General features: G+C 60.0%; 21 protein-coding genes. 15 read left to right on the top strand and 6 right to left on the bottom strand.

The window, feature by feature from the left end; genetic code table 11:
• Window positions 1–533: 533 nt before the first annotated feature.
• The 5 genes from ACIPF8_RS10280 (at window position 534) to ACIPF8_RS10300 (ending at window position 5,920) form a co-directional block, all read left to right on the top strand.
• Entirely contained in the window at window positions 534–1,151 is a 618-nt protein-coding gene (locus ACIPF8_RS10280) for a TetR/AcrR family transcriptional regulator (protein WP_400420415.1), read from the top strand.
• Between the two features lie 360 nt (window positions 1,152–1,511).
• Window positions 1,512–2,723 (top strand): porin, encoded by a 1,212-nt coding sequence (locus ACIPF8_RS10285; RefSeq protein ID WP_400420418.1) that lies wholly within the window; start codon window positions 1,512–1,514, stop codon window positions 2,721–2,723.
• 103 nt (window positions 2,724–2,826) lie between these two features.
• The gene (locus tag ACIPF8_RS10290; RefSeq protein WP_400420421.1) at window positions 2,827–4,245 is read left to right on the top strand and encodes a YfcC family protein; all 1,419 of its coding nucleotides are present in this window, start codon (window positions 2,827–2,829) and stop codon (window positions 4,243–4,245) included.
• 49 nt (window positions 4,246–4,294) lie between these two features.
• Window positions 4,295–5,143: an N-formylglutamate amidohydrolase gene (locus tag ACIPF8_RS10295; RefSeq protein WP_400420424.1), complete on the top strand. Its 849-nt coding sequence runs from the start codon at window positions 4,295–4,297 to the stop codon at window positions 5,141–5,143.
• A gap of 15 nt (window positions 5,144–5,158) precedes the next feature.
• The gene (locus ACIPF8_RS10300) at window positions 5,159–5,920 is read left to right on the top strand and encodes an IclR family transcriptional regulator (protein ID WP_400420427.1); all 762 of its coding nucleotides are present in this window, start codon (window positions 5,159–5,161) and stop codon (window positions 5,918–5,920) included.
• An 8-nt stretch (window positions 5,921–5,928) separates the two neighbouring features.
• Here the strand turns inward: ACIPF8_RS10300 and ACIPF8_RS10305 are convergent, their stop codons facing one another.
• Window positions 5,929–6,822, bottom strand: coding sequence for a LysR family transcriptional regulator (locus ACIPF8_RS10305; protein ID WP_400420430.1), 894 nt, complete (start codon window positions 6,820–6,822; stop codon window positions 5,929–5,931).
• Window positions 6,823–6,918: 96 nt separating this feature from the next.
• Between ACIPF8_RS10305 and ACIPF8_RS10310 the strand changes: the two genes are divergently transcribed.
• From ACIPF8_RS10310 to ACIPF8_RS10340, 7 genes are all read left to right on the top strand, one after another.
• Window positions 6,919–7,884 carry an SDR family NAD(P)-dependent oxidoreductase gene (locus tag ACIPF8_RS10310; protein ID WP_400420432.1) on the top strand — a complete coding sequence of 322 codons (966 nt, stop codon included), beginning with the start codon at window positions 6,919–6,921 and terminating at the stop codon, window positions 7,882–7,884.
• A 174-nt stretch (window positions 7,885–8,058) separates the two neighbouring features.
• Complete coding sequence (locus ACIPF8_RS10315; protein WP_400420435.1) at window positions 8,059–8,571, top strand: hypothetical protein; 513 nt, start codon at window positions 8,059–8,061, stop codon at window positions 8,569–8,571.
• A gap of 66 nt (window positions 8,572–8,637) precedes the next feature.
• Window positions 8,638–9,030: a hypothetical protein gene (locus ACIPF8_RS10320; RefSeq protein WP_400420438.1), complete on the top strand. Its 393-nt coding sequence runs from the start codon at window positions 8,638–8,640 to the stop codon at window positions 9,028–9,030.
• Between the two features lie 48 nt (window positions 9,031–9,078).
• Window positions 9,079–9,738 carry an NAD(P)H-binding protein gene (locus ACIPF8_RS10325; RefSeq protein ID WP_400420441.1) on the top strand — a complete coding sequence of 220 codons (660 nt, stop codon included), beginning with the start codon at window positions 9,079–9,081 and terminating at the stop codon, window positions 9,736–9,738.
• A gap of 258 nt (window positions 9,739–9,996) precedes the next feature.
• Window positions 9,997–10,281: an HU family DNA-binding protein gene (locus ACIPF8_RS10330; RefSeq protein ID WP_014004094.1), complete on the top strand. Its 285-nt coding sequence runs from the start codon at window positions 9,997–9,999 to the stop codon at window positions 10,279–10,281.
• 199 nt (window positions 10,282–10,480) lie between these two features.
• Window positions 10,481–11,167: a VIT family protein gene (locus ACIPF8_RS10335; protein WP_400420444.1), complete on the top strand. Its 687-nt coding sequence runs from the start codon at window positions 10,481–10,483 to the stop codon at window positions 11,165–11,167.
• 83 nt (window positions 11,168–11,250) lie between these two features.
• On the top strand, window positions 11,251–11,625 hold the full coding sequence (locus tag ACIPF8_RS10340) for a c-type cytochrome (RefSeq protein ID WP_400420447.1): 375 nt from the start codon (window positions 11,251–11,253) through the stop codon (window positions 11,623–11,625).
• 9 nt (window positions 11,626–11,634) lie between these two features.
• Here the strand turns inward: ACIPF8_RS10340 and ACIPF8_RS10345 are convergent, their stop codons facing one another.
• Window positions 11,635–12,492, bottom strand: a complete 858-nt coding sequence (locus ACIPF8_RS10345; RefSeq protein ID WP_400420450.1) for a cysteine hydrolase — start codon at window positions 12,490–12,492, stop codon at window positions 11,635–11,637.
• Window positions 12,493–12,529: 37 nt separating this feature from the next.
• Window positions 12,530–13,009, bottom strand: a complete 480-nt coding sequence (locus tag ACIPF8_RS10350) for an HAD domain-containing protein (RefSeq protein WP_400420452.1) — start codon at window positions 13,007–13,009, stop codon at window positions 12,530–12,532.
• A 365-nt stretch (window positions 13,010–13,374) separates the two neighbouring features.
• Here ACIPF8_RS10350 and ACIPF8_RS10355 point away from each other — a divergent pair, with 365 nt between their 5' ends.
• Window positions 13,375–14,370, top strand: a complete 996-nt coding sequence (locus ACIPF8_RS10355) for an LLM class flavin-dependent oxidoreductase (RefSeq protein ID WP_400420454.1) — start codon at window positions 13,375–13,377, stop codon at window positions 14,368–14,370.
• 145 nt (window positions 14,371–14,515) lie between these two features.
• Window positions 14,516–15,403, top strand: a complete 888-nt coding sequence (locus tag ACIPF8_RS10360) for a 1-aminocyclopropane-1-carboxylate deaminase/D-cysteine desulfhydrase (protein WP_400420457.1) — start codon at window positions 14,516–14,518, stop codon at window positions 15,401–15,403.
• A gap of 3 nt (window positions 15,404–15,406) precedes the next feature.
• On the opposite strand, the gene ACIPF8_RS10365 is transcribed toward ACIPF8_RS10360, so the two are convergent.
• Window positions 15,407–15,670 (bottom strand): hypothetical protein, encoded by a 264-nt coding sequence (locus ACIPF8_RS10365; protein ID WP_400420460.1) that lies wholly within the window; start codon window positions 15,668–15,670, stop codon window positions 15,407–15,409.
• A 112-nt stretch (window positions 15,671–15,782) separates the two neighbouring features.
• Here ACIPF8_RS10365 and ACIPF8_RS10370 point away from each other — a divergent pair, with 112 nt between their 5' ends.
• Complete coding sequence (locus ACIPF8_RS10370; protein ID WP_400420462.1) at window positions 15,783–16,748, top strand: LysR substrate-binding domain-containing protein; 966 nt, start codon at window positions 15,783–15,785, stop codon at window positions 16,746–16,748.
• Window positions 16,749–16,753: 5 nt separating this feature from the next.
• Here the strand turns inward: ACIPF8_RS10370 and ACIPF8_RS10375 are convergent, their stop codons facing one another.
• The gene (locus ACIPF8_RS10375; protein ID WP_400420465.1) at window positions 16,754–17,167 is read right to left on the bottom strand and encodes a hypothetical protein; all 414 of its coding nucleotides are present in this window, start codon (window positions 17,165–17,167) and stop codon (window positions 16,754–16,756) included.
• Between the two features lie 61 nt (window positions 17,168–17,228).
• Window positions 17,229–18,212: an alpha/beta fold hydrolase gene (locus ACIPF8_RS10380; RefSeq protein WP_400420468.1), complete on the bottom strand. Its 984-nt coding sequence runs from the start codon at window positions 18,210–18,212 to the stop codon at window positions 17,229–17,231.
• Window positions 18,213–18,251: the final 39 nt, after the last annotated feature.

Here is an 18,251-nt window from a genome sequence, read left to right on the forward strand (position 1 = left end):
CGGTTTTTCGAGACCCCCTGACGGTTCGGCGTTCTTGCTGCACCGTCGGTGCTTTGGGCGGAGTAGAATTTACATCTATCACTAGATAGACTGTCGGATGAAATAAAAAGCGTCTTGCTTTGCGACGCTTGTCCTATCCTTAATTCTTGCCCCTATAAAGCCCGGGCACGTCATCCAGGCCAGTCCTTAACGAAAGGAAAACAAAACTGGCTGCGGGACGTATGAAACAACGTGTCTGCAACTACTGTAAGACTGATTCTAGTTATCTACTGGAAGGTAGTCAAATAAAATATGCATATAACAAAACATCATTACCAAATGGGCCACAATCAAAGAAAACAGCTTGATTGTCTACCTCTCAGTAGATAAGATAAAGGCGTAGCGTCTTTGTGATCCTGAGTTTTACTTAATAGTCGGCAAGAAGTTGCCGGCGGACCTATAAAAGACGTAGCATGGCGGCTAGCCCAGCTGCCTGGAATTGAAACGCCGGATTTCGGCGCCATGCATCGCTATCTCTCTATAGGTAAATCATCATGAAGACCGTCTCTCCCGTCCGCGAACAACTGCTGGAGCACACGCTGGTGCTGCTTGGAACGCGCGGCTATAACGGTTTCAGCTATCGCGACCTGGCTGAACTGGTCGGCGTCAAGACTTCCAGCATCCACTACTATTTCCCGACCAAGGAAGACCTGGCGCTGGCTGCAGTGCAAGCGTATGCCGCCAACATCGGTGAAATCATGCGCGATATGGATATCAACGGCCCGCTCAAGGAGCAGATCGAGAAATATCTGGCGCTGTGGCGCAAGAACCTCGGTACCGGCCGGGTTTGCCTGTGCGGCATGCTGGCGGCCGAAGCCACCAGCCTGCCGGAAAACGTGCTGGCCGCATTGCAAACCTTTTATTGCATGCATGAAGCCTGGATCACGCGGCGTCTTGAACGGGTTGTTGCCGAAAAGGGCGCGCAGTTGCCGGCCCCGCCGGCGGCATACGCGATGACGATCCTCGGTGCGCTGCAAAGCGGGCTGGTATCGGCGCGCCTGTTCGGCAAGCCGGACCGCCTCGATGCAGCGTCGGCAATGCTGCGCTCGGCCATTGGAGCGGACAGCAGCAAACAAGCGGCGCCGGTTGCGGCCGTTGCCTGGTCTGACTAACTCCGCGGGATTGATCCTTTCCTGACTCGGGCGTTGCGCAAAGAAAACCCAAAGCGCCGCGCCCGATTTCAATTTTTCTCCCCTGGCAATTCCAGCCTCGTCATCTTTTCGCTCTGTTTGCACCCCCTTCGCTTTTCTCCCGCACGCAACACCCGCTCATAGAGCGCGCTCAAATTTTCAGCAATTGAGATTGACACGGGAAAATATCGCCCCTACCATTGTTTCATATATCAATACGTTGTTTTATTAGGTGAAACAATAGAGCAAGCGATCCGGCACAGGTTTTTCAATAAACCTCGAATAAAAACAAGCGCCGGGCGAAGTTGCCTTAGGATTTTTTTCAACAGGGAGGAGCGGTTCATGAAGAAGTCGTTAGTTGTACTTTCCGTTTTGGGGAGCTGCAGTTACGTAGCGCAAGCGCAAACCAATGTCACCGTCTACGGTTTGCTGGATTCCGGCGTTACCTATGTGAATAACATTGCCACGCCAAGCGCGAGCAATCCGCGCGGTACCGGCAGCCGCATGAGCGTCGATTCGGGCGATTTGCAGCAATCGCGCTTCGGCTTCAAGGGCGTCGAGGACCTGGGCGGCGGCATGAAGGCGATGTTCAACCTGGAAGGCGGGTTTGCGGTCGATACCGGCGCTTCCGGCCAGGGCGGCCTGACCTTCGGCCGCACCTCGATCGTCGGCCTGTCAGGCAATTACGGCTCGGTGCAACTGGGCCGTCGCAAGGACTTCATCGACGAAGTGGCCACTTACTACTCAAGCGTCTACGACTTCGGCGTCTTCATCAATGGCGTGCACGATAATAATCTGGACCGCGTCGGCGGCAACCGCGCCAATAATCAGATCCGCTACGACACACCGTTGTTCAAGGGCCTGGTGCTGAACGCCACCTACGGCTTTGGCGAAACCGCAGGTTCGACTTCCACCGGCCAATCGCTCGGCCTCGGCGCGAATTACACCAACGGCCCATTCGGCGTCGGTTTCGGCTACTGGCAATCCAAGCTCGGTACCTTGTCGGGCGGGGTCAATACTTCCAGCGACCAAGGCACCGGCCTCGGCGCCGGCTGCACCCCGAGCTACGGCCATCCTGGCGATACCTGCATCAAGACCTGGATGCTCGGTTCAAGCTACAAGACCGGCCCGTGGCGTTTCTTTGGCGCCTGGTCGAAGGTCCTGCAGCCGCTGGCTACCAACGGCGGCGCGACCGCGCCATTGGACGCGAAGTTTACCGGCACCGCCGGTCTATCGCCGTTCACCGCCGGCGGTTCCAACAACAACAGCACCAACGTGTTCGATCTCGGCGTCAATTATGCAGTTTCGGATAGCCTGCGCCTGGTTGGCAGCGTATTGCAATCGCGCTACAGCTTTGTCGGCAGCGACACCAAAGGCCGCCTGACTCAGCTGAACCTGGGCCTGACCTATGCGTTCTCCAAACGTACCGACCTTTATAGCTACGTCGCCAACCTGCGCGCGTCCGACATGTATAGCCCGGGCATCACAGGCGGCGCTCCTGGCGCCGACAATTCGCAAACCGCATTCACTGTCGGCTTGCGTCACAAGTTCTAACATGAGGTAGAACGACCGGGCCGGAAAGGCGCAATGCCTTTCCGGCCTGTACATTGAAAAGCATATTATTCTGCAAACGGACAGACAGGCACACGGAGATCACATGGCCAGTACCACCACCGACGAGCAAAAACAGGACGCGCACGGCAAGAGCCGGATGCTGCATCCGGTGGCGATGATGCTGCTGATCATGCTGGTAGCGGTCGGCCTGACCTATGTGCTCGATTCGGGCGAGTTCCAGCGCCAGGCCAAACTGGTGGTGCCCGGTACTTATCAACTAATCGCCAAGGAGCGCGACCTGGCCGCCCTGGTGGCCGCGCATCCGCCAGCAAGCAGCATTGAGCGCGCCTACCCTGCCAGCCTGTTTTCTGCGATGTCGGCGATTCCCGCCGGCCTCGCCAAAAGTGCGCCGCTGGTGTTCATGATCATGTTCATCGGCGGCATGTTCGGCGTGCTGCGCAAGAGCGGCGCGCTGGATGCCGGCATCGACCGCTTGTTAGTGCGTACCGGCGGCAATGTCTACCTGCTGACGCCGGTGCTGATGCTGGCGATTGCCGCCGGCAGCACCTTCCTCGGCCTGATTTCTGAATACCTGGTGATCATTCCGATGATGCTGATCCTGGCGCAGCGGCTCGGCCTGGGGCCGTTGTACGCCACCGGGCTGGTGGCGATTGCGGCCAAGATCGGTTACCTGGCTTCGGTCACCAATCCGTTGGCGCTGGTGATCGCCCAGCCTATCGTACAGGTGCCGCTATTGAGCGGCGCCGGTTTGCGGATGGCGGTGTTTGTGCTGTTCCTGGCGATCGGTATCGCCTATTTACTGCTTTACGTAAAGCGCACGGGCTACAGCGCGCCGACCGGTCTCGACCTGCAGGGTCGTTTGTCGCTATCGCATCGCTTCGTATTATTTGTGGTCGGCGCCAGCGTGGTGGTGCTGGTGATTGGCACCAGCGTCTGGAAATGGGGCGATATCCAGCTCGGCGCATTTTATATTTTTGAAGGCATCATCATCGCCATCGCCGCCGGCATGTCGGTGCGCACCGCCTGCGATGCGTTTGTCGAAGGCATGAAAGGCATGATGCTGGCGGGTTTGCTGATCGGCCTGGCGAAGGCCATCGAAATCGTGCTGCATGACAGCCTGGTGCTCGACACCGTGATCTACCACCTGGCTGCAATCGTTGAAGGCCGCAGCAGGATCTTTGCCGCACAAGGCATGATCCTGGTGCAGATGCTGCTCGACGTGTTGATCCCGTCGACTTCCGGCAAAGCCGCCATCAGCATGCCGATCCTCGGCCCGATCGGCCATATTTCCGGCGTCAGCGGCCAGAGCGTGGTGCTGGCTTTCCTGTTCGGAAACGGCCTGACCAACATGGTGACGCCGACCTCCGGCATGCTGCTGGCCTACCTGGCGACCGGCAAGGTTGGCTATGGCGCCTGGCTGCGTTTCATTTTTCCGCTGTTCGCAATTTTGACGCTGCTATCGATGGCGGTCATGGCGTTCGCGGTCTATACCGGTTATTGAGTCAAATCAGATTCAGATAGAAAACACAGAAGTGCTAAGGAACACCAAGATGCAAGAAGCTTTTATTTTGACCATTCCGGATGACGCCAAGTTGATCCCGCTGGTCTTCGATTCGCCGCACAGCAGCCGCCACTGCCCGCCGGATATGCAGGCGGTGGCGCCGGAAGCCGCGCTGATGTCCGGCTGGGATGCTTACGTCGACGAACTGTGGAGCGGCGCCGTGCAGCATGGCGCGACGCTGTTGGCGGCGCGTGTGCACCGCAGCTATATCGATTTCAACCGCAGTCGCAGCGACATCGACCCGGAATTGCTGGACCAGCCCTGGCCCGAACCGATCAAGGTATCGGAAAAGAGCAAGGCCGGCATGGGCCTGATCCGCCGCTATGCGCTGCCGGCGGTGCCGATGTACGACCGCAAGCTGGGCATCGCCGAAGTGCAGCAGCGCATTGAGCGCTATTACGATCCGTATCACGCCGAACTGCAGCGCCTGATTAACGCCGCGCACGCGCGCTTCGGCCGCTCCTGGCATATTGATTGCCACTCGATGAAGTCGGTCGGCAATGCGATGAATATCGACAATGGCGCGCGCCGTCCCGATTTCGTGCTGGGCGACCGCGACGGCAGCGCTGCCGATCCGGTCTTTACCGCCTGGGTCGCGCAGCAGCTGCAAGGCATGGGCTATGTGGTCAAGATCAACGATCCGTATCGCGGCGCCGAATTGGTGCGCGCCTACAGCGATCCGCAGCGCGGCCGCCACAGCATGCAGATCGAAATCAACCGTGCGTTGTACATGAATGAGCAAAGCCTGGAGCGCAGCGCCGGATTCGCGACGCTGCAGCAGCATTTGACACAACTGGCGCAGGCGATGTCGAGGTATATTATCGACCAATTGAATTAACGAGAATCCCCACGCATGGCCGACTACACCGTTGCCGCAGTAGATGAAGCATTGGCGCTGCTCCTGTTGGTCGCCCAAAGTCCGGGACTGGGCGTGACCGAGCTGTCGGTCCGTTCCGGCAATACCAAGGCCCGTACCTTCCGCTTGTTGTACACGCTGGAACAGCGCGGCCTGCTGCATCGCGCAGGCGATACCCCGACGTATCACCTTGGTTACAAGGCGCTGTATCTGGGCGTGGCGGCGCAGGAACAGGTCAGCCTGGTGCGAGTGGCGCGCAGCCATTTGCGCGATATCGGCGGCATCTGCAACGAAAACGTCCAGGTGCGGGTGCGCGACGGCCTGGAAATGGTGTGCGTGGCGCGCTGGGAATCGACCCAGGCGATCCGTGTCCACACCGATGTCGGTAACCGCCGGCCCTTGTATGCCGGCGCGTCCGGCAAAGTGCTGCTAGCGCACGCGCCGCAATCGGTGCAGCAGACAGTGCTGGGCGGTACGCTGACGCGCTTCACCGACAACACCATCATCGACCGCCAGCTGCTGGAACAGGAACTGCAGCAAGTACTGGCGCAAGGCTACGCGGTTTCCTATGCCGAGCGCTCCAACGGCGCGGTAGCGATCGCGGCGCCGATCATGGATGCCGATGGCGAAGTGATCGCTGCCCTCAGTATCGCCGGCCCGGCCAGCCGCATCACAACCGATAACCTGCAAGGCTTCATCGACCTGGTGGTGCAGCGTGCGGGCGACTTGTCGCTCGGCCTGGGTTACGCGTATCGCTGAACACCTGGTCAGTTGCCGCCGGCGATATAGCTGGACACACCGCTGACCAGCGCGTCGAAGACGATCCGGCAGCGCTCGCTGGAGCGCAGGTCTTCATGCATCACAATCCAGGTTTCAAGCTCGCTCTTGACGGCTTCCTCCAGCACGGGGAATAGCTCCGGGTTATGCCTGGCCAGCGGCGTCTGGCACATGCCGATGCCGTAACCGGCGCGAATCGCCGCCAGTTGCGCCAGCTGGTTGTCGGTATGGAGAGAAAACATCTCGCGTTGCAGCGCCAGGCCGCGCTTTTGCATGACGCGGATGTAGTTGGTTTCCTGATCGAAGCCGATCAGCGCATGGTTCTTCAATTCCCCATACGTCGTCGGCACGCCGCAGCGATCAAGATAGCGCCGGTGCGCGTACAGGCCAAGCGGGATCGCCCCGATGCGGCGTGCAATCAGCGCCGCCTGGCTCGGCTGCACCATGCGCACCGCGATGTCGGCGTCGCGGTTCAACAGATCCTGTGCGCGGTTCGACAAGACCAGTTCGATCTTGATGGCTGGATGTGCCTCGCGCAATGCAGTCAGGATCGGCGGCAGCACTTCGGCGCCGACCACATCTGACGCAGTGATCCGCACCGTACCGCTGGCGCCGGCAGCGGTTGACACGCGGCGCAGCGCATTGGCGGTGGCGCGCAGGTTTTCTGCAAATGGGCGCAGGGTCAGCGCAATGTCGGTCGCCGCCAATCCGGTCTGCGAACGGGTGAACAACTTCACCCCGAGCGCCTGTTCCAGCGCCTCGATCTGGCGGCCGACGGTTGGTTGGGTCAGCCCCAGGCTGCGCGCGCCGCCGGACAGCGAACCTTCTTCCAGTACAGCCAGGAAAGCCCGGTACAGGTCCCAGCCAGGTTCTTGGATAGTCATACAAATATGTATAGTGGCTATGTGATGATAGGCAATTTTAAACCAACATGGCCGGTGCTAACCTGAATTCCTACAACAACTTTAGGAGTTCCTGTCATGACACAACGCAAAATAGCCCTGGTACTTGGTGCAACCGGCGGCATCGGCAATGCAATGGCGCAAAAACTGATGCAGCGCGGCTGGCAGGTGCGCGCCCTGCACCGTCGTGCTGGCGAGATGGCCGTCAGCAACAGCAGCGGCATCGAATGGCGTCAAGGCGACGCGATGCAGGCGCAGGATGTGATTGCCGCCGCCGAAGGCGCAGCGCTCATCGTCCACGCGGTCAACCCGCCGGGTTACCGCAACTGGGCGCAGCTGGTGCTGCCGATGATCGACAACAGCATCGCCGCCGCCCGCGCCAGTGGCGCCCGCATCGTCCTGCCCGGCACCGTCTATAACTATGACGCCGACGCAATCCTGACGCCGAATGAGGCATCGCCGCAAAAGCCGGTCACCCGCAAAGGTGCGATCCGGGTGCAGCTGGAAAGTCGCCTGCAGGCGGCAGCGCAAAGCGGGGTGCGGACCTTGGTGGTGCGCGCCGGCGATTTTTTCGGGCCGCATCTGGCCAATTCGTGGTTTTCGCAGGGGCTGGTCAAGGCTGGTCAACCCGTCAAGAGGGTGGTTTACCCGGGCAAGCGCGGCGTCGGCCATCAATGGGCTTACCTGCCCGATGTCGCTGAAACCATGATGCAACTGATCGAGCGCGAAGCGGAACTGGGCGCCTTTGAGACCTTCCACATGAACGGCCACTGGGACGCCGATGGCACTGAAATGGTGGCGGCAATTGGCCGCGCCAGCGGTCAGCCGGACCTGCGCGCCTGGGCTTTCCCCTGGTGGCTGGTGGCGCTGACGTCGCCTTTCGTGCCGCTGTTCCGCGAAATGCGCGAGATGAGCTACTTGTGGCGGCAACCGTTGCATATGGACAACCGGCGCCTGCTCAAGCTGCTCGGCAAGGAGCCGCACACCAGGCTGGACGAGGCCGTGCGCACCACTTTGGCGGGGATCGGTTGCATAAAAGCGTAGTGATGGCCGGGCCGCATGCACAATTATTTTGTCGGAATCCATTCGCAGCAAATCGTGTCGGGGGATAATGCGTACTGCATTTGATTCACACACGGTTGCCTGCATGCCGGCGGCCATCATTATTGGAAGTAACGCATTTTGAACACGACAAGAAACAAACGCTGGAGCGGTAAGATGGACTCCCTGACAACGGATTACCTGAAAGATGTCATGGGGAAGATGGAAGTGTATGGCGACCGCGTGCAGTTCGGCCTCACCAGCCCGGGGCCGCGCCCGTATTACCAGGTGACCAACTCTGCCGAAAAGAAAATGGCATTCGACAGCAATCACCACCTGTTGCACCCCAAGGAAGACGAATTTGTCGGCGTCAACAGCACCCCGGTATTTTCGCTGGAGCAGATCAAGGCGGCGGTGGCGGCCGGCGGTTTCCGCTCTACCACCACCCGCAGCACTGGTGGCACCCGCAGCAGCAGTGGCAGCAGTGGCAGCAGCGGCGGTACGCGTGGCGGCAGCGCAGCAGTCAAAGCCAAAGACCTGATCGACGCGGCAAAATACGCGTATTTCAAGGAAAATCGTCATATGTTGCCTGATGGTATTGGTGGGCATTCCGCCGAAATCAGCGAACTGATGTCCAAAGGCAGCTCCGCCGCCGAGGCATTCGAGGTTGTCATCAACCGGCATTTCTGAGTACAGTGGCGTGGCCCGGCATGCGTGCCGGGTTGCTCGCCTGCCTGATCTTCTAAAGGAGTGGGAATGATTCGTGCAGTGATATTTTCCATCGCCACCTCCGCAGCACTGCCCGCCTGGGCCGCTTGCCCTGCCGCTGAAGCGCTGATCAACCAGTACGGCATCTCCTTCTCCGGATTCAAACAAACCATCCCGCGTGTTGCAATGCCGGCCGAATCGAAAAATGCGGCGAATGCGCTGCTGACGATTGCGTTGCCGAACAAGGATGGTCATGTCAGCGATGGCTACGTGCATTCGGCACTCATCAACAAAAACCTGAAACGTGCCTGGATCCTGCGCACCGGCGGCTTTGCCGGTGTCTACGAGTGGTATGGTCCGGTAGCGCTACCGAGCAGCGATTTCACAGGTTGCGTCAGCGAGCCGGGGCGCCTGCCGCAGCCGTCCACCGCGGCGCGATGACGTGTTAGTGTTAGCCACTCCAGGTCATCACAACAGGAGCGGATCACAATGAAAGTCATACTGTTTGGCGCCAGTGGCATGGTTGGACAAGGCGTGCTGCGCGAGTGCCTGCGTGACCCTGAAGTCGAGCAGGTGCTATCGGTGGCGCGTGCGCCAAGCGCTTGCAGCGATGCCAAATTCCGCGAAATCGTCATGCCTGACCTGAGCCGCATCGCCGACCAGGCCGATGCATTGCAAGGCTACGACGCCTGTTTTTTCTGCCTTGGTGTGTCTTCAGTCGGCATGTCGGAAGCACGCTACACCGAGGTAACCTACGACCTGACGCTGACCATCGCCAATACTTTGGCGGCGCGCAATCCCGGCATGACCATCATTTACGTGTCCGGCGCCGGCACCGATTCCAGCGAAAGCGGCGGCAGCATGTGGGCGCGCGTCAAGGGCCGCACCGAGAACGCGCTGCTGCGCCTGCCGGTCAAGGCCGCCTTCATGTTTCGTCCGGGCGCGATCCAGCCCTTGCATGGCGTGCGTTCCAAGACCCGCCTTTACAATCTGCTCTATGTGGTGATCGCACCGCTGCTGACGCTGGGCCGGCGATTGTTCCCTCAATACGTGACGAGCAGTGAACAAATTGGCCGCGCCATGATCAAACTGGCGCGTGACGGCGGTTCAAAGCCGGTATTGGAGAGTATCGACATCAACGCAGTGTAGCGTGTTGATGATCAAATTGTCGCGCCAGGCCCGCCAATAAAGGTCGCCGCGGCAGCGTCGCACCGCAGGTTTTGCGCATAAGAATGCTCGTTTTTTTCGCAAAACCAGTGGTTTTGTGCTGTTGATACAACTGGCGGCGGGCCAAAAATCAAAAGCAATTTGTCTGAAAGCCGCGTTTGCGGTAGTCTACATCGCCGATTCCAAGCAGATACGGTGCTAGAATTTGCAACTCACAACTTTTTTTGAGGATTTAACGAAATGAACAAAACCGAATTGATCGACGCCATTGCCACCGACTGCGAAATCTCGAAGGCCGCTGCACAGCGCGCTTTGGAATCGGTCGTAGACAATGTGATCAAGGCTGTTACCAAAGGCAGTACCGTTCAATTGATTGGATTTGGTTCGTTCTCTTCCGGCAAGCGTGCCGCTCGCACTGGTCGTAACCCACGCACCGGCGAAGCAATCAAGATCGCAGCAGCCAAAACCGTGAAATTCACGGCTGGTAAAGCGTTCAAAGATGCAGTGAACAAGAAGAAGAAATAATGTAAGTGAGCCCCTTGGAGAAATCCAAGGGGCTTTTTTTTCGTCATTCGCTTCTTGAACGCCGGGAATTTTATCGGTGCAGTTGCGATTGCCGGCAGACTCCTGTCGGTGCTTACATTCCAACGAAACGGACCGATTGCCCCAGCCATGGCCGTCAACGCCTATACTGCATTCATTCCGCAGAAAATTTTTATATCCCATGACTTCACATACGCATCGGACTCACCGTTCTGGATGGCTACGCGCCGGCGTGCTTGGGGCGAACGACGGCGTGTTGTCGATTGCCAGTTTGCTGCTTGGCGTCGCGGCGGCGCAGATGGATGCCGGCCAGATCCTTGTGACCGGACTGGCCGGCCTCGTCGCCGGGGCGTTTTCTATGGGCGCGGGCGAGTATGTCTCGGTCAGTTCACAGGCCGATACCGAACGTGCCGACCTCGATATTGAGCGCGCTGCGCTGCTAAACGACTATGACGCCGAACATCTCGAATTACGCGATATCTACGTCAAGCGTGGCCTGGACCTTGAACTCGCATCGGAAGTCTCGCGGCAGCTGATGGCGCACGATGCGATCGGTGCGCATGCCCGGGACGACATCGGCATCACGGAAACGCTGGCGGCGCGGCCGCTGCTGGCAGCCGTGGCGTCCTCCGCCAGTTTCGTTCTCGGCGGGATCGTGCCGCTGCTGGCATGCATGATCGCACCGAGAGAGATGCTGATCCCGGCCATCGCCGTCGTATCCCTGCTCTTCCTCGCCATACTCGGCGCATCCGCAGCGCGTGCGGGGGGCGCTCCGGTAGTTCGCGGTGCGGCGCGCGTCCTGATACTGGGGGTACTGGCGATGGCTGGAACGGGTTTGATTGGATCGTTGTTTGGTGGTGTTGCATGACCTGTGAGGCTGATCAAGCTTTGCGCCCAACCCGGTAGGAAAATAAAAAAGAAATGTATAAATAATTATTGCTGGCGTTGATATTGATCTTTCAAATATCCGATGCAAGCGCTACCGGTGATCCGATAGCCGGCAAAGCCGCATTTGCGAAATGCGCCAGCTGCCATCAGGTAGGTCCCTCCGCGCGCGGCGGCTTCGGGCCGCAATTGAATGGCATCATCGGTCGTCCGGCGGCGTCGACCAAGGACTATAAATATTCAGCGGCGATGCAGAGCTCGAGGATTGTCTGGTCGGAAGAAAAACTGAGGGCGTTTCTGAGGTCGCCCGGCGATGTAGTTCCCGGTACCAAAATGCGTTTCTTCGGTATCGGTAGCGATACGCAGATCGACAATCTGCTGGCGTATTTGCGCACGTTCAGCGCAGTTTCCAATGGCACACCTGCGTCGCCGCCGCGCTAATCCTGCGCGCTAACCTTCCGCATTTTCCTGAAACTCCGCCAGCACCTGCGCTGCATTTGCAGTCCGCGCACCGCGCGCCAGCATATCGGCGACAAACTGCCGGTACTGCGTCTCGAAGCCGCTGACCGGGCTCATGCAATCGCTGACCAGCACCAGCTTGGCCATATGCTCTGGGCCAAAATAATCTGCGATGTGTTCGGTGGTGGCTTTGACGCAGTGGCTGCCGGCTTCGCCGGTGATATAGATGCGGTCGGCTTTGGCCAGGCTGTCGAGGAAGGGCCGGTTCGATTGGGTCAGCTCATCGTCGGGGTCGGGCACTTCAGCTTGCACCGCAGAATAGTGTTCGGTCCACGGGTTGCTGCCTTTGCTGATCTTGGTGACGCTGCGCAGCGTGCGTTCTTCCCACAGGTTGTAGGCGCGCCGCACGTCGGCATGCACGTTGTGGCCCCACGAGCCGATCTCGCAATGGACCGGCCACACCATCAACTGGTAGCGCCCTGCTGCTTCCAGCTGGTCGAGGTAGTGCAGCACGCGTGGTAGCGCGGCGGCCACGCGCGGGTGATACTTTCCGGCGCGGACATCGGCTGCCGAGATTTGCGTAAATGGCGTGACTTCATCGCCGTTTGCGCTGTTCCAGAAACCGGGATGGGCGATGTCGAGCCGGTGATGCGAATCGAGCGTGATGCTGATCTCGTCGATACCGGCGCCGCCGCGATTGATCAGCTCGGCCACGCGCAGCATATCGGCGTGGGCGCCGGGCACCGGTAGCGACGGCGCCGGCTTGCCGCCGGCAGGAAGATAATCCGCGGGCAGATCGCAAAAGTCGTTTTGCGGATCGATGATCAACAGGTGCAACTGACGGCGCATCTTGCTCTCCCGGAGGACCCTTCTAATCGATGGCGGCTTACAGCGCAGCCAGCATTTTTTTCAGTTCATCCTGCGTGGCCGGATCGCTCAGGCCGAGATTGCCCTTGGTTTCCAGCAGGCGGTTGCGGCAGGCTGCCGGCCAGCCGAAAGCGTCGTCGTCCAGCGCCAGCCAGCTGGTCGGCTTGCGGCGTTCGACATCGCGCCAGACTTGCATGCCGCGCGGCATGGTGTCGAATTCCGATGGCGTCAGTTTGGGATGGTGGAAGGTCGAGCCGATCACGCGTTCCTGCAATGGAACGGAAAGTTCGTGCCGGGTCGCATCGAAGCCGAGCGCGCGCACCCAGCTGGTCGACAGCACAATCTTGACGTCCGAATACGGCTCCAGCAGTTCCTCCAGGATCGGCATCCATTCGAAGAAGACGCGGTCAGGAGTGGCGATGTAGAGGCCGCGCTGGCGGTTGCGGATTACCTTGGCGTCGTGCAGAACGCCGTTGTAGTCCAGGTATAAGATTTTCATTGGATGTGTATTTATCAAGATTGAAGCGAAAACCAGGTGGCGCCTGGACGCGCAACGTAACAACAGTTGCAGGCACAAGCCCCGGAATCTGCCGGAATGGCGCTATTAGACCATCAAGTTTACTCCAAGGGAATCTGCATAACCGGCGTTCCGACAAGATCGTGTCAGCATTTGCGTCATTCAGAAGGTAGGGTGGGCAAGTTTTTTTGCCCACGCATTGCTCAAAAAGACGTGGGGACGTTTGAGGTCACGCGTGGGCACGGGTGCCCACCCTGCGTTTTGCGGAAACGGGGCGTCGCCAGCAGGCTTGAAGCGCTGCGGCTATACTCAAAAGCCGCACAATCAGTCGAACAAGGAAGTCCCCCGTGATCCCTATTTCAATCCTGGACCTGGTCCGCATCAGGGAGGGCAGCGATGCCCGCGTAGCGCTCGATAATGCGCGCGACCTGGCGCGGCATGCCGAGGGCTGGCAGTACCGCCGCTTCTGGATGGCCGAACACCACAACATGCGCGGCATCGCCAGCGCCGCCACCGCAGTAGCGATCGGCCACGTTGCCGCCGGCACCAGCACGATCCGCGTCGGCGCCGGTGGCGTCATGCTGCCGAACCATTCGCCGCTGGTGATTGCCGAACAATTCGGCACGCTGGCCTCGCTGTTTCCTGGCCGTATCGATCTCGGCCTCGGGCGCGCGCCCGGCACCGACCAGATAACCACCCGCGCATTGCGGCGTGATCCGGCCAGCGCCGAATCTTTCCCGCAAGATGTACTGGAACTGCAAGCTTTCCTGGCCCCGGCCGAAGTCGGCCAGCGCATCGTCGCCGTGCCCGGCCACGGCACCCAGGTGCCGTTGTGGATTCTCGGTTCCAGCACCTTTGGCGCGCAACTGGCGGCCGAGCTCGGGCTGCCGTATGCATTTGCCTCGCATTTCGCACCCGATTCGCTGGAGATGGCGCTGCAGCTGTATCGCGCCCGGTTCAAGCCGTCGGCGCAGCAGGCCAAGCCGCATGCGATGGTTGGCGTCAACATCATTGCCGCCGATACCGACGCCGAAGCGCGCCGCCTGGCCACCACGCAGCAGATGTCGTTTACCGACATGCACCGTGGCGTGCGCGGCCTGAGCAAGCCGCCGATCGACGATATCGAAACTTATTGGACGCCGTTGGAAAAGGCGCAGGCATCGCACATGCTGGCGTGTTCGATCATCGGTTCGCCGGAAACCGTGCGCGCCGGCATCGAAAGATTCCTGTTGCAGACCGGCGCCGACGAATTGATGATCGTCTCGGATGTGTTCGATCATCAGGCGCGTTTGCATTCGTATGAGTTGATTGCAGAGGTGGCGCGCGGTGTTCAGCCAATTTAAATCATTGCGTGGCAGAGTTTAAGAGCCACCGCAATCAGCGTAGGGTGGGCAAGTTTTTTTGCCCACGCATTGCCGCAACAGACGCAAGATGAATTTGAGGTCACGCGTGGGCACGTGTGCCCACCCTACTTAAAGAAATACGCCAATGCCCTTCCCCAGCTCTCCCTCCCCCTGCCAGCTCATCGAAAGCAGCGCTTTCCTGGGCCGCAAGGTGTGGGTCAAGCGCGACGATCTGTTGCATCCGGAAGTCTCCGGCAATAAATTCCGCAAGCTCAAATATCCGTTACTGGCCTGGCAGGATCGCCATCCGACCTGGGTCAGCATGGGCGGCCCGTGGTCAAATCATCTGCACGCGCTGGCCCACGCCGGCGCTCTCGGCGGTTGGCCGACCAGGGCGCTGGTGCGCGGCGCAGCCGGGATGCAAAGCGCAACGCTGGATGATTGCCGGCGGCTCGGCATGCAGATCAGTTTTGTCTCGCGCGATGACTACCGCCAGCTGCGCGAAGATCCGCAAGCCTGGCGCCGCCATCTCGATGCGGTCGACGATAATCACGTCTGGCTGCCGGAAGGCGGTAGCTCGCCGCAGGCATTGCGCGGCGTTGCCGAACTGGTGGATGAGTTGCCGTTCATTCCGGAAGTGATCATGCTCGCCTGCGGCACCGGCGCCACGCTGGCTGGAATCCTGGCAGGGCTGGGCGGCCGTAGTCGCGTGATCGGCATTGCGGTGCTGAAGAACGCCGACTACCTGCGGCAAGAGATCGCAGACTTGCTGCAAGAGGCCGGCTATCCCGCGTATCAAAACTACGAACTGATCACCGACGCCCATCATGGCGGCTACGGCAAGGCGCCGCCTGAGCTGCGCCAGTTCTGCCGCGAATTTTCAGCAGCATGCGATCTGCCGATAGAGCCGGTTTACACCGGCAAGCTATTCCATGCCATCAGGAGCATGCAGCAGGCACAGGCATTCGGCGACGATGAACGCGTGCTGGCGATACATACCGGCGGCATGCAAGGTGCACGCGGATTTGCGTAGGTCTCACTGATCCCGCTGCGGGTTTGATTGCTTACGCGGCGGCAGTACATCAAGATAGCCGATATCGCGCAGCAGGTGGTCGCTCATCTCGCGCACGTTGATCGGCGGTTGTGCCGGCGGCGTGTCGAGACGTTCCTGCCACCAGCTGGAAACCTGTTTGGCGGCTTGTCCGAGCGCCTGCAGCAGACGCTCCGCACGCGACTGCGCCGCCAGCGATTCGCATGGCGATGTGGTAGCAATTTGGCAAGGTGTCGGTGCGTAGGTCATGGCTGGCTCCCGGAGTGGGTTCAAAAAATTTACAAAGCTGTTTCGGTACTGGTTAGAATATGCGACCAACTTCCCTAAGGGAAACGACTTGTTCTAACCATTTTGGTAAGCTATGCTTACCAGTATGAGCCGACTCCCACTTCACACCCTCCCGGTCTTTCGTACCGCCGCGCGCCTGCAGAATTTGCGCGCCACGGCGTTGGAAATGCACCTGTCCCATAGCGCTGTCAGCCAGCAGATCAGCGTGCTGGAAGAGCAGCTTGGTTTTGCCTTGTTTGAACGGCGCGGGCGACGCATTGTGTTGAACGAAGCCGGCCACGCATTGTTGTGCAGCGTTGAGTCGGCGCTGACGCAACTCGACGCCGGCGTGCTGACGGCTGCGGCCACTGCCTTGGGCAGCAGCCAGCGTTTGCGGCTGACGGTGATGCCTTCCTTTTTACAGCGCTGGCTGTTGCCGCGCATGCAGCGCTGGCGCGAACGTCATCCGGACATCGCGCTGGAGTTGCATTCGTCGCAGCACGTAATGGATTTGCAGCGCGACGGTTTCCACGCGGCGTTGCGCCAGGGCAGTGGCGGTTGGCCGGGCTTGAGCGACGAACGCTTGCTGGACAGTCCGCTGGTGGTGGTGGCTTCGCCCGGTACTGCGCGCCGCTTGCAGGGCGGCAGCATCGCTGCGCTGGCGCATGAGCCGTTGCTGGGCCATGGCGAATCGTGGGATCGCTGGTTCAGCGAAGGCGGGCTCAAAATACGCAGCAATCCGGTCGCCAGTTTCAACGACGCAGGACTGATGTTGCAGGCCGCAGAACAGGGTTTGGGGATTGCGCTGGGACGCGAATTCATGGTCGCCGATGCGCTGCGCGACGGCTTGCTGGTGCAGTTGTCGGAGCAAAGGCTGGCGCCGGACGCCGAGTATGCGTCTTACTACCTGGTTTATCCGCCCACCTTGCGCGATTGGAAACCATTGCAGGCGTTGCGCGACTGGCTGCACGAAGAGGTGTGCATGCTGAAGGAAAGCATGCCGGCAGCGACGCCGGTGCTGACGCCGATCAAGCCGGCTGAGCCCGGCTCAACTACATAACTGGTTTACTTGAGCAGCTTGGCCGGCACCAACGCCAGCACTTGGTCGTCGCTGACCAGCAGTACGCCTTCGGCCACGGCACTGGCCTTGATGGTGGCGCCGGCGTTCAACAGCAATTCGCCCAGCGCACTGCCGACCACGGTAATTGAACCGCTAACGCCAGCCTTGTCCAATTGATAGACGGTGCCATCGGCTGAGGCTTCCACGCTTTTCACCTGATAGCTGGCGCCGCCGGCAATGAACGCCGCCGGCGCGGCAACTGTAGCCACCATCGAGACCGCAGACATGTCGATGGTGCCAGTATCTGCCGCCCAAGCACTGCCGGTTGCCAGGCTGGCGCAGAAGGAAAGTGCGATGACGATACGGGTGAGTTTCTGCATGACGGCCTTTGGAATGATGTTCGGATGAAATCCAGGCATTCAGGATTTTCAAAAGAGACGGATCATAACAAAAAGCCATGCCCAGCAGAAGTGCAACCGCTCAAGCCAGGTGCGGCAATTCCGACGGCAGGAAATCCGCAGCGTGGCGCGGCATGCTGCCGGTATTTAGCCACGCCAGCGATTCCGGCCACAGGTTGCGGCTGAAGCGGTCGTGGAAAAAGGCGAAATGGCCGATGGCGGGCAAGGCGAATTCGCCGGGGCTGACTACCACATGGGTGCGGTCGCTGCCGCGGTAGTAGCGCAGCAGGCGCAGCACCGCCGCCGGTGTGCCGAAGTCGTCGTCGGTGATGCTGTAGGCCAGCAGCGGGCATCGCAGTTGCGGGAAGTAGCGGGTGACGCCGCGCTGTTTCGCGGTTGATTCGGGTGGGTCATCGGCGTTGTACGGCGCCAGGGCCGCGCGCCGAAATGCCCATTCGTAGGCCACGCCGGACGGCAGGTCTTCCAGCCAACCCAGGCGCCGTCCTGGAAAAAATCCCGTCAGCGCGGTCGCCAGCGGCATCAGCACATGCCATTTCAGCAGCATCCTGTAGCGCGCCCGTTCGGCATAATCCTGCCAGTAGGCGAACTGCGCGGCGACTGTCAGCATGCGGTCGATGCGCCAGTTGGAGGCGCTGAAGCCGGGCAGCACGCCGCCGATGCTGTGGCCGACGACGACGATCCTGGCATCCGGAAAATTCTTGATCGCCCACTGCATGATGCCTTCGAAATCCATGCTGCCCCAGTCGAACTTGGTGGCCCGCAAGCGGCGCAGCGACGCCGGCCGCGACGCGCCGATGCCGCGATAATCATAGGTAATCGCCAGATAGCCGTGCGCCGCCAGGAAGCGGGCGTAGCGCGCGTAATAACTGGCCTTGACGCCGGTGGCGCAATTGATGATCGCCACCGTTTGCGGTACATGCGCGGCGTCGGAATAGAACAAGGTGGCGCCCAGCGGATAGGCATCGGCGGCGGGAATATGGATCGGCGATTCGATGTGCAATTTTTCCTCGCGTTGCAGGTCAGTCAGTGCGATTGTAGGCTGCATGCCGGCGCAGCATAAGGTATGCTGAATGGATATCTTTGT

It is taken from the genome of Collimonas sp. NPDC087041 (assembly GCF_044745265.1).
In the GTDB taxonomy this organism is placed as follows: Bacteria; Pseudomonadota; Gammaproteobacteria; order Burkholderiales; family Burkholderiaceae_D; genus Collimonas.

Coding starts and splice junctions, on each gene's coding strand:
- ACIPF8_RS10280 (WP_400420415.1), top strand. CDS start 534: ATGAAGACCGTCTCTCCCGTCCGCGAACAACTGCTGGAGCACACGCTG.
- ACIPF8_RS10285 (WP_400420418.1), top strand. CDS start 1,512: ATGAAGAAGTCGTTAGTTGTACTTTCCGTTTTGGGGAGCTGCAGTTAC.
- ACIPF8_RS10290 (WP_400420421.1), top strand. CDS start 2,827: ATGGCCAGTACCACCACCGACGAGCAAAAACAGGACGCGCACGGCAAG.
- ACIPF8_RS10295 (WP_400420424.1), top strand. CDS start 4,295: ATGCAAGAAGCTTTTATTTTGACCATTCCGGATGACGCCAAGTTGATC.
- ACIPF8_RS10300 (WP_400420427.1), top strand. CDS start 5,159: ATGGCCGACTACACCGTTGCCGCAGTAGATGAAGCATTGGCGCTGCTC.
- ACIPF8_RS10305 (WP_400420430.1), bottom strand. CDS start 6,822: ATGACTATCCAAGAACCTGGCTGGGACCTGTACCGGGCTTTCCTGGCT.
- ACIPF8_RS10310 (WP_400420432.1), top strand. CDS start 6,919: ATGACACAACGCAAAATAGCCCTGGTACTTGGTGCAACCGGCGGCATC.
- ACIPF8_RS10315 (WP_400420435.1), top strand. CDS start 8,059: ATGGACTCCCTGACAACGGATTACCTGAAAGATGTCATGGGGAAGATG.
- ACIPF8_RS10320 (WP_400420438.1), top strand. CDS start 8,638: ATGATTCGTGCAGTGATATTTTCCATCGCCACCTCCGCAGCACTGCCC.
- ACIPF8_RS10325 (WP_400420441.1), top strand. CDS start 9,079: ATGAAAGTCATACTGTTTGGCGCCAGTGGCATGGTTGGACAAGGCGTG.
- ACIPF8_RS10330 (WP_014004094.1), top strand. CDS start 9,997: ATGAACAAAACCGAATTGATCGACGCCATTGCCACCGACTGCGAAATC.
- ACIPF8_RS10335 (WP_400420444.1), top strand. CDS start 10,481: ATGACTTCACATACGCATCGGACTCACCGTTCTGGATGGCTACGCGCC.
- ACIPF8_RS10345 (WP_400420450.1), bottom strand. CDS start 12,492: ATGCGCCGTCAGTTGCACCTGTTGATCATCGATCCGCAAAACGACTTT.
- ACIPF8_RS10350 (WP_400420452.1), bottom strand. CDS start 13,009: ATGAAAATCTTATACCTGGACTACAACGGCGTTCTGCACGACGCCAAG.
- ACIPF8_RS10360 (WP_400420457.1), top strand. CDS start 14,516: ATGCCCTTCCCCAGCTCTCCCTCCCCCTGCCAGCTCATCGAAAGCAGC.
- ACIPF8_RS10365 (WP_400420460.1), bottom strand. CDS start 15,670: ATGACCTACGCACCGACACCTTGCCAAATTGCTACCACATCGCCATGC.
- ACIPF8_RS10370 (WP_400420462.1), top strand. CDS start 15,783: ATGCTTACCAGTATGAGCCGACTCCCACTTCACACCCTCCCGGTCTTT.
- ACIPF8_RS10375 (WP_400420465.1), bottom strand. CDS start 17,167: ATGCCTGGATTTCATCCGAACATCATTCCAAAGGCCGTCATGCAGAAA.
- ACIPF8_RS10380 (WP_400420468.1), bottom strand. CDS start 18,212: ATGCAGCCTACAATCGCACTGACTGACCTGCAACGCGAGGAAAAATTG.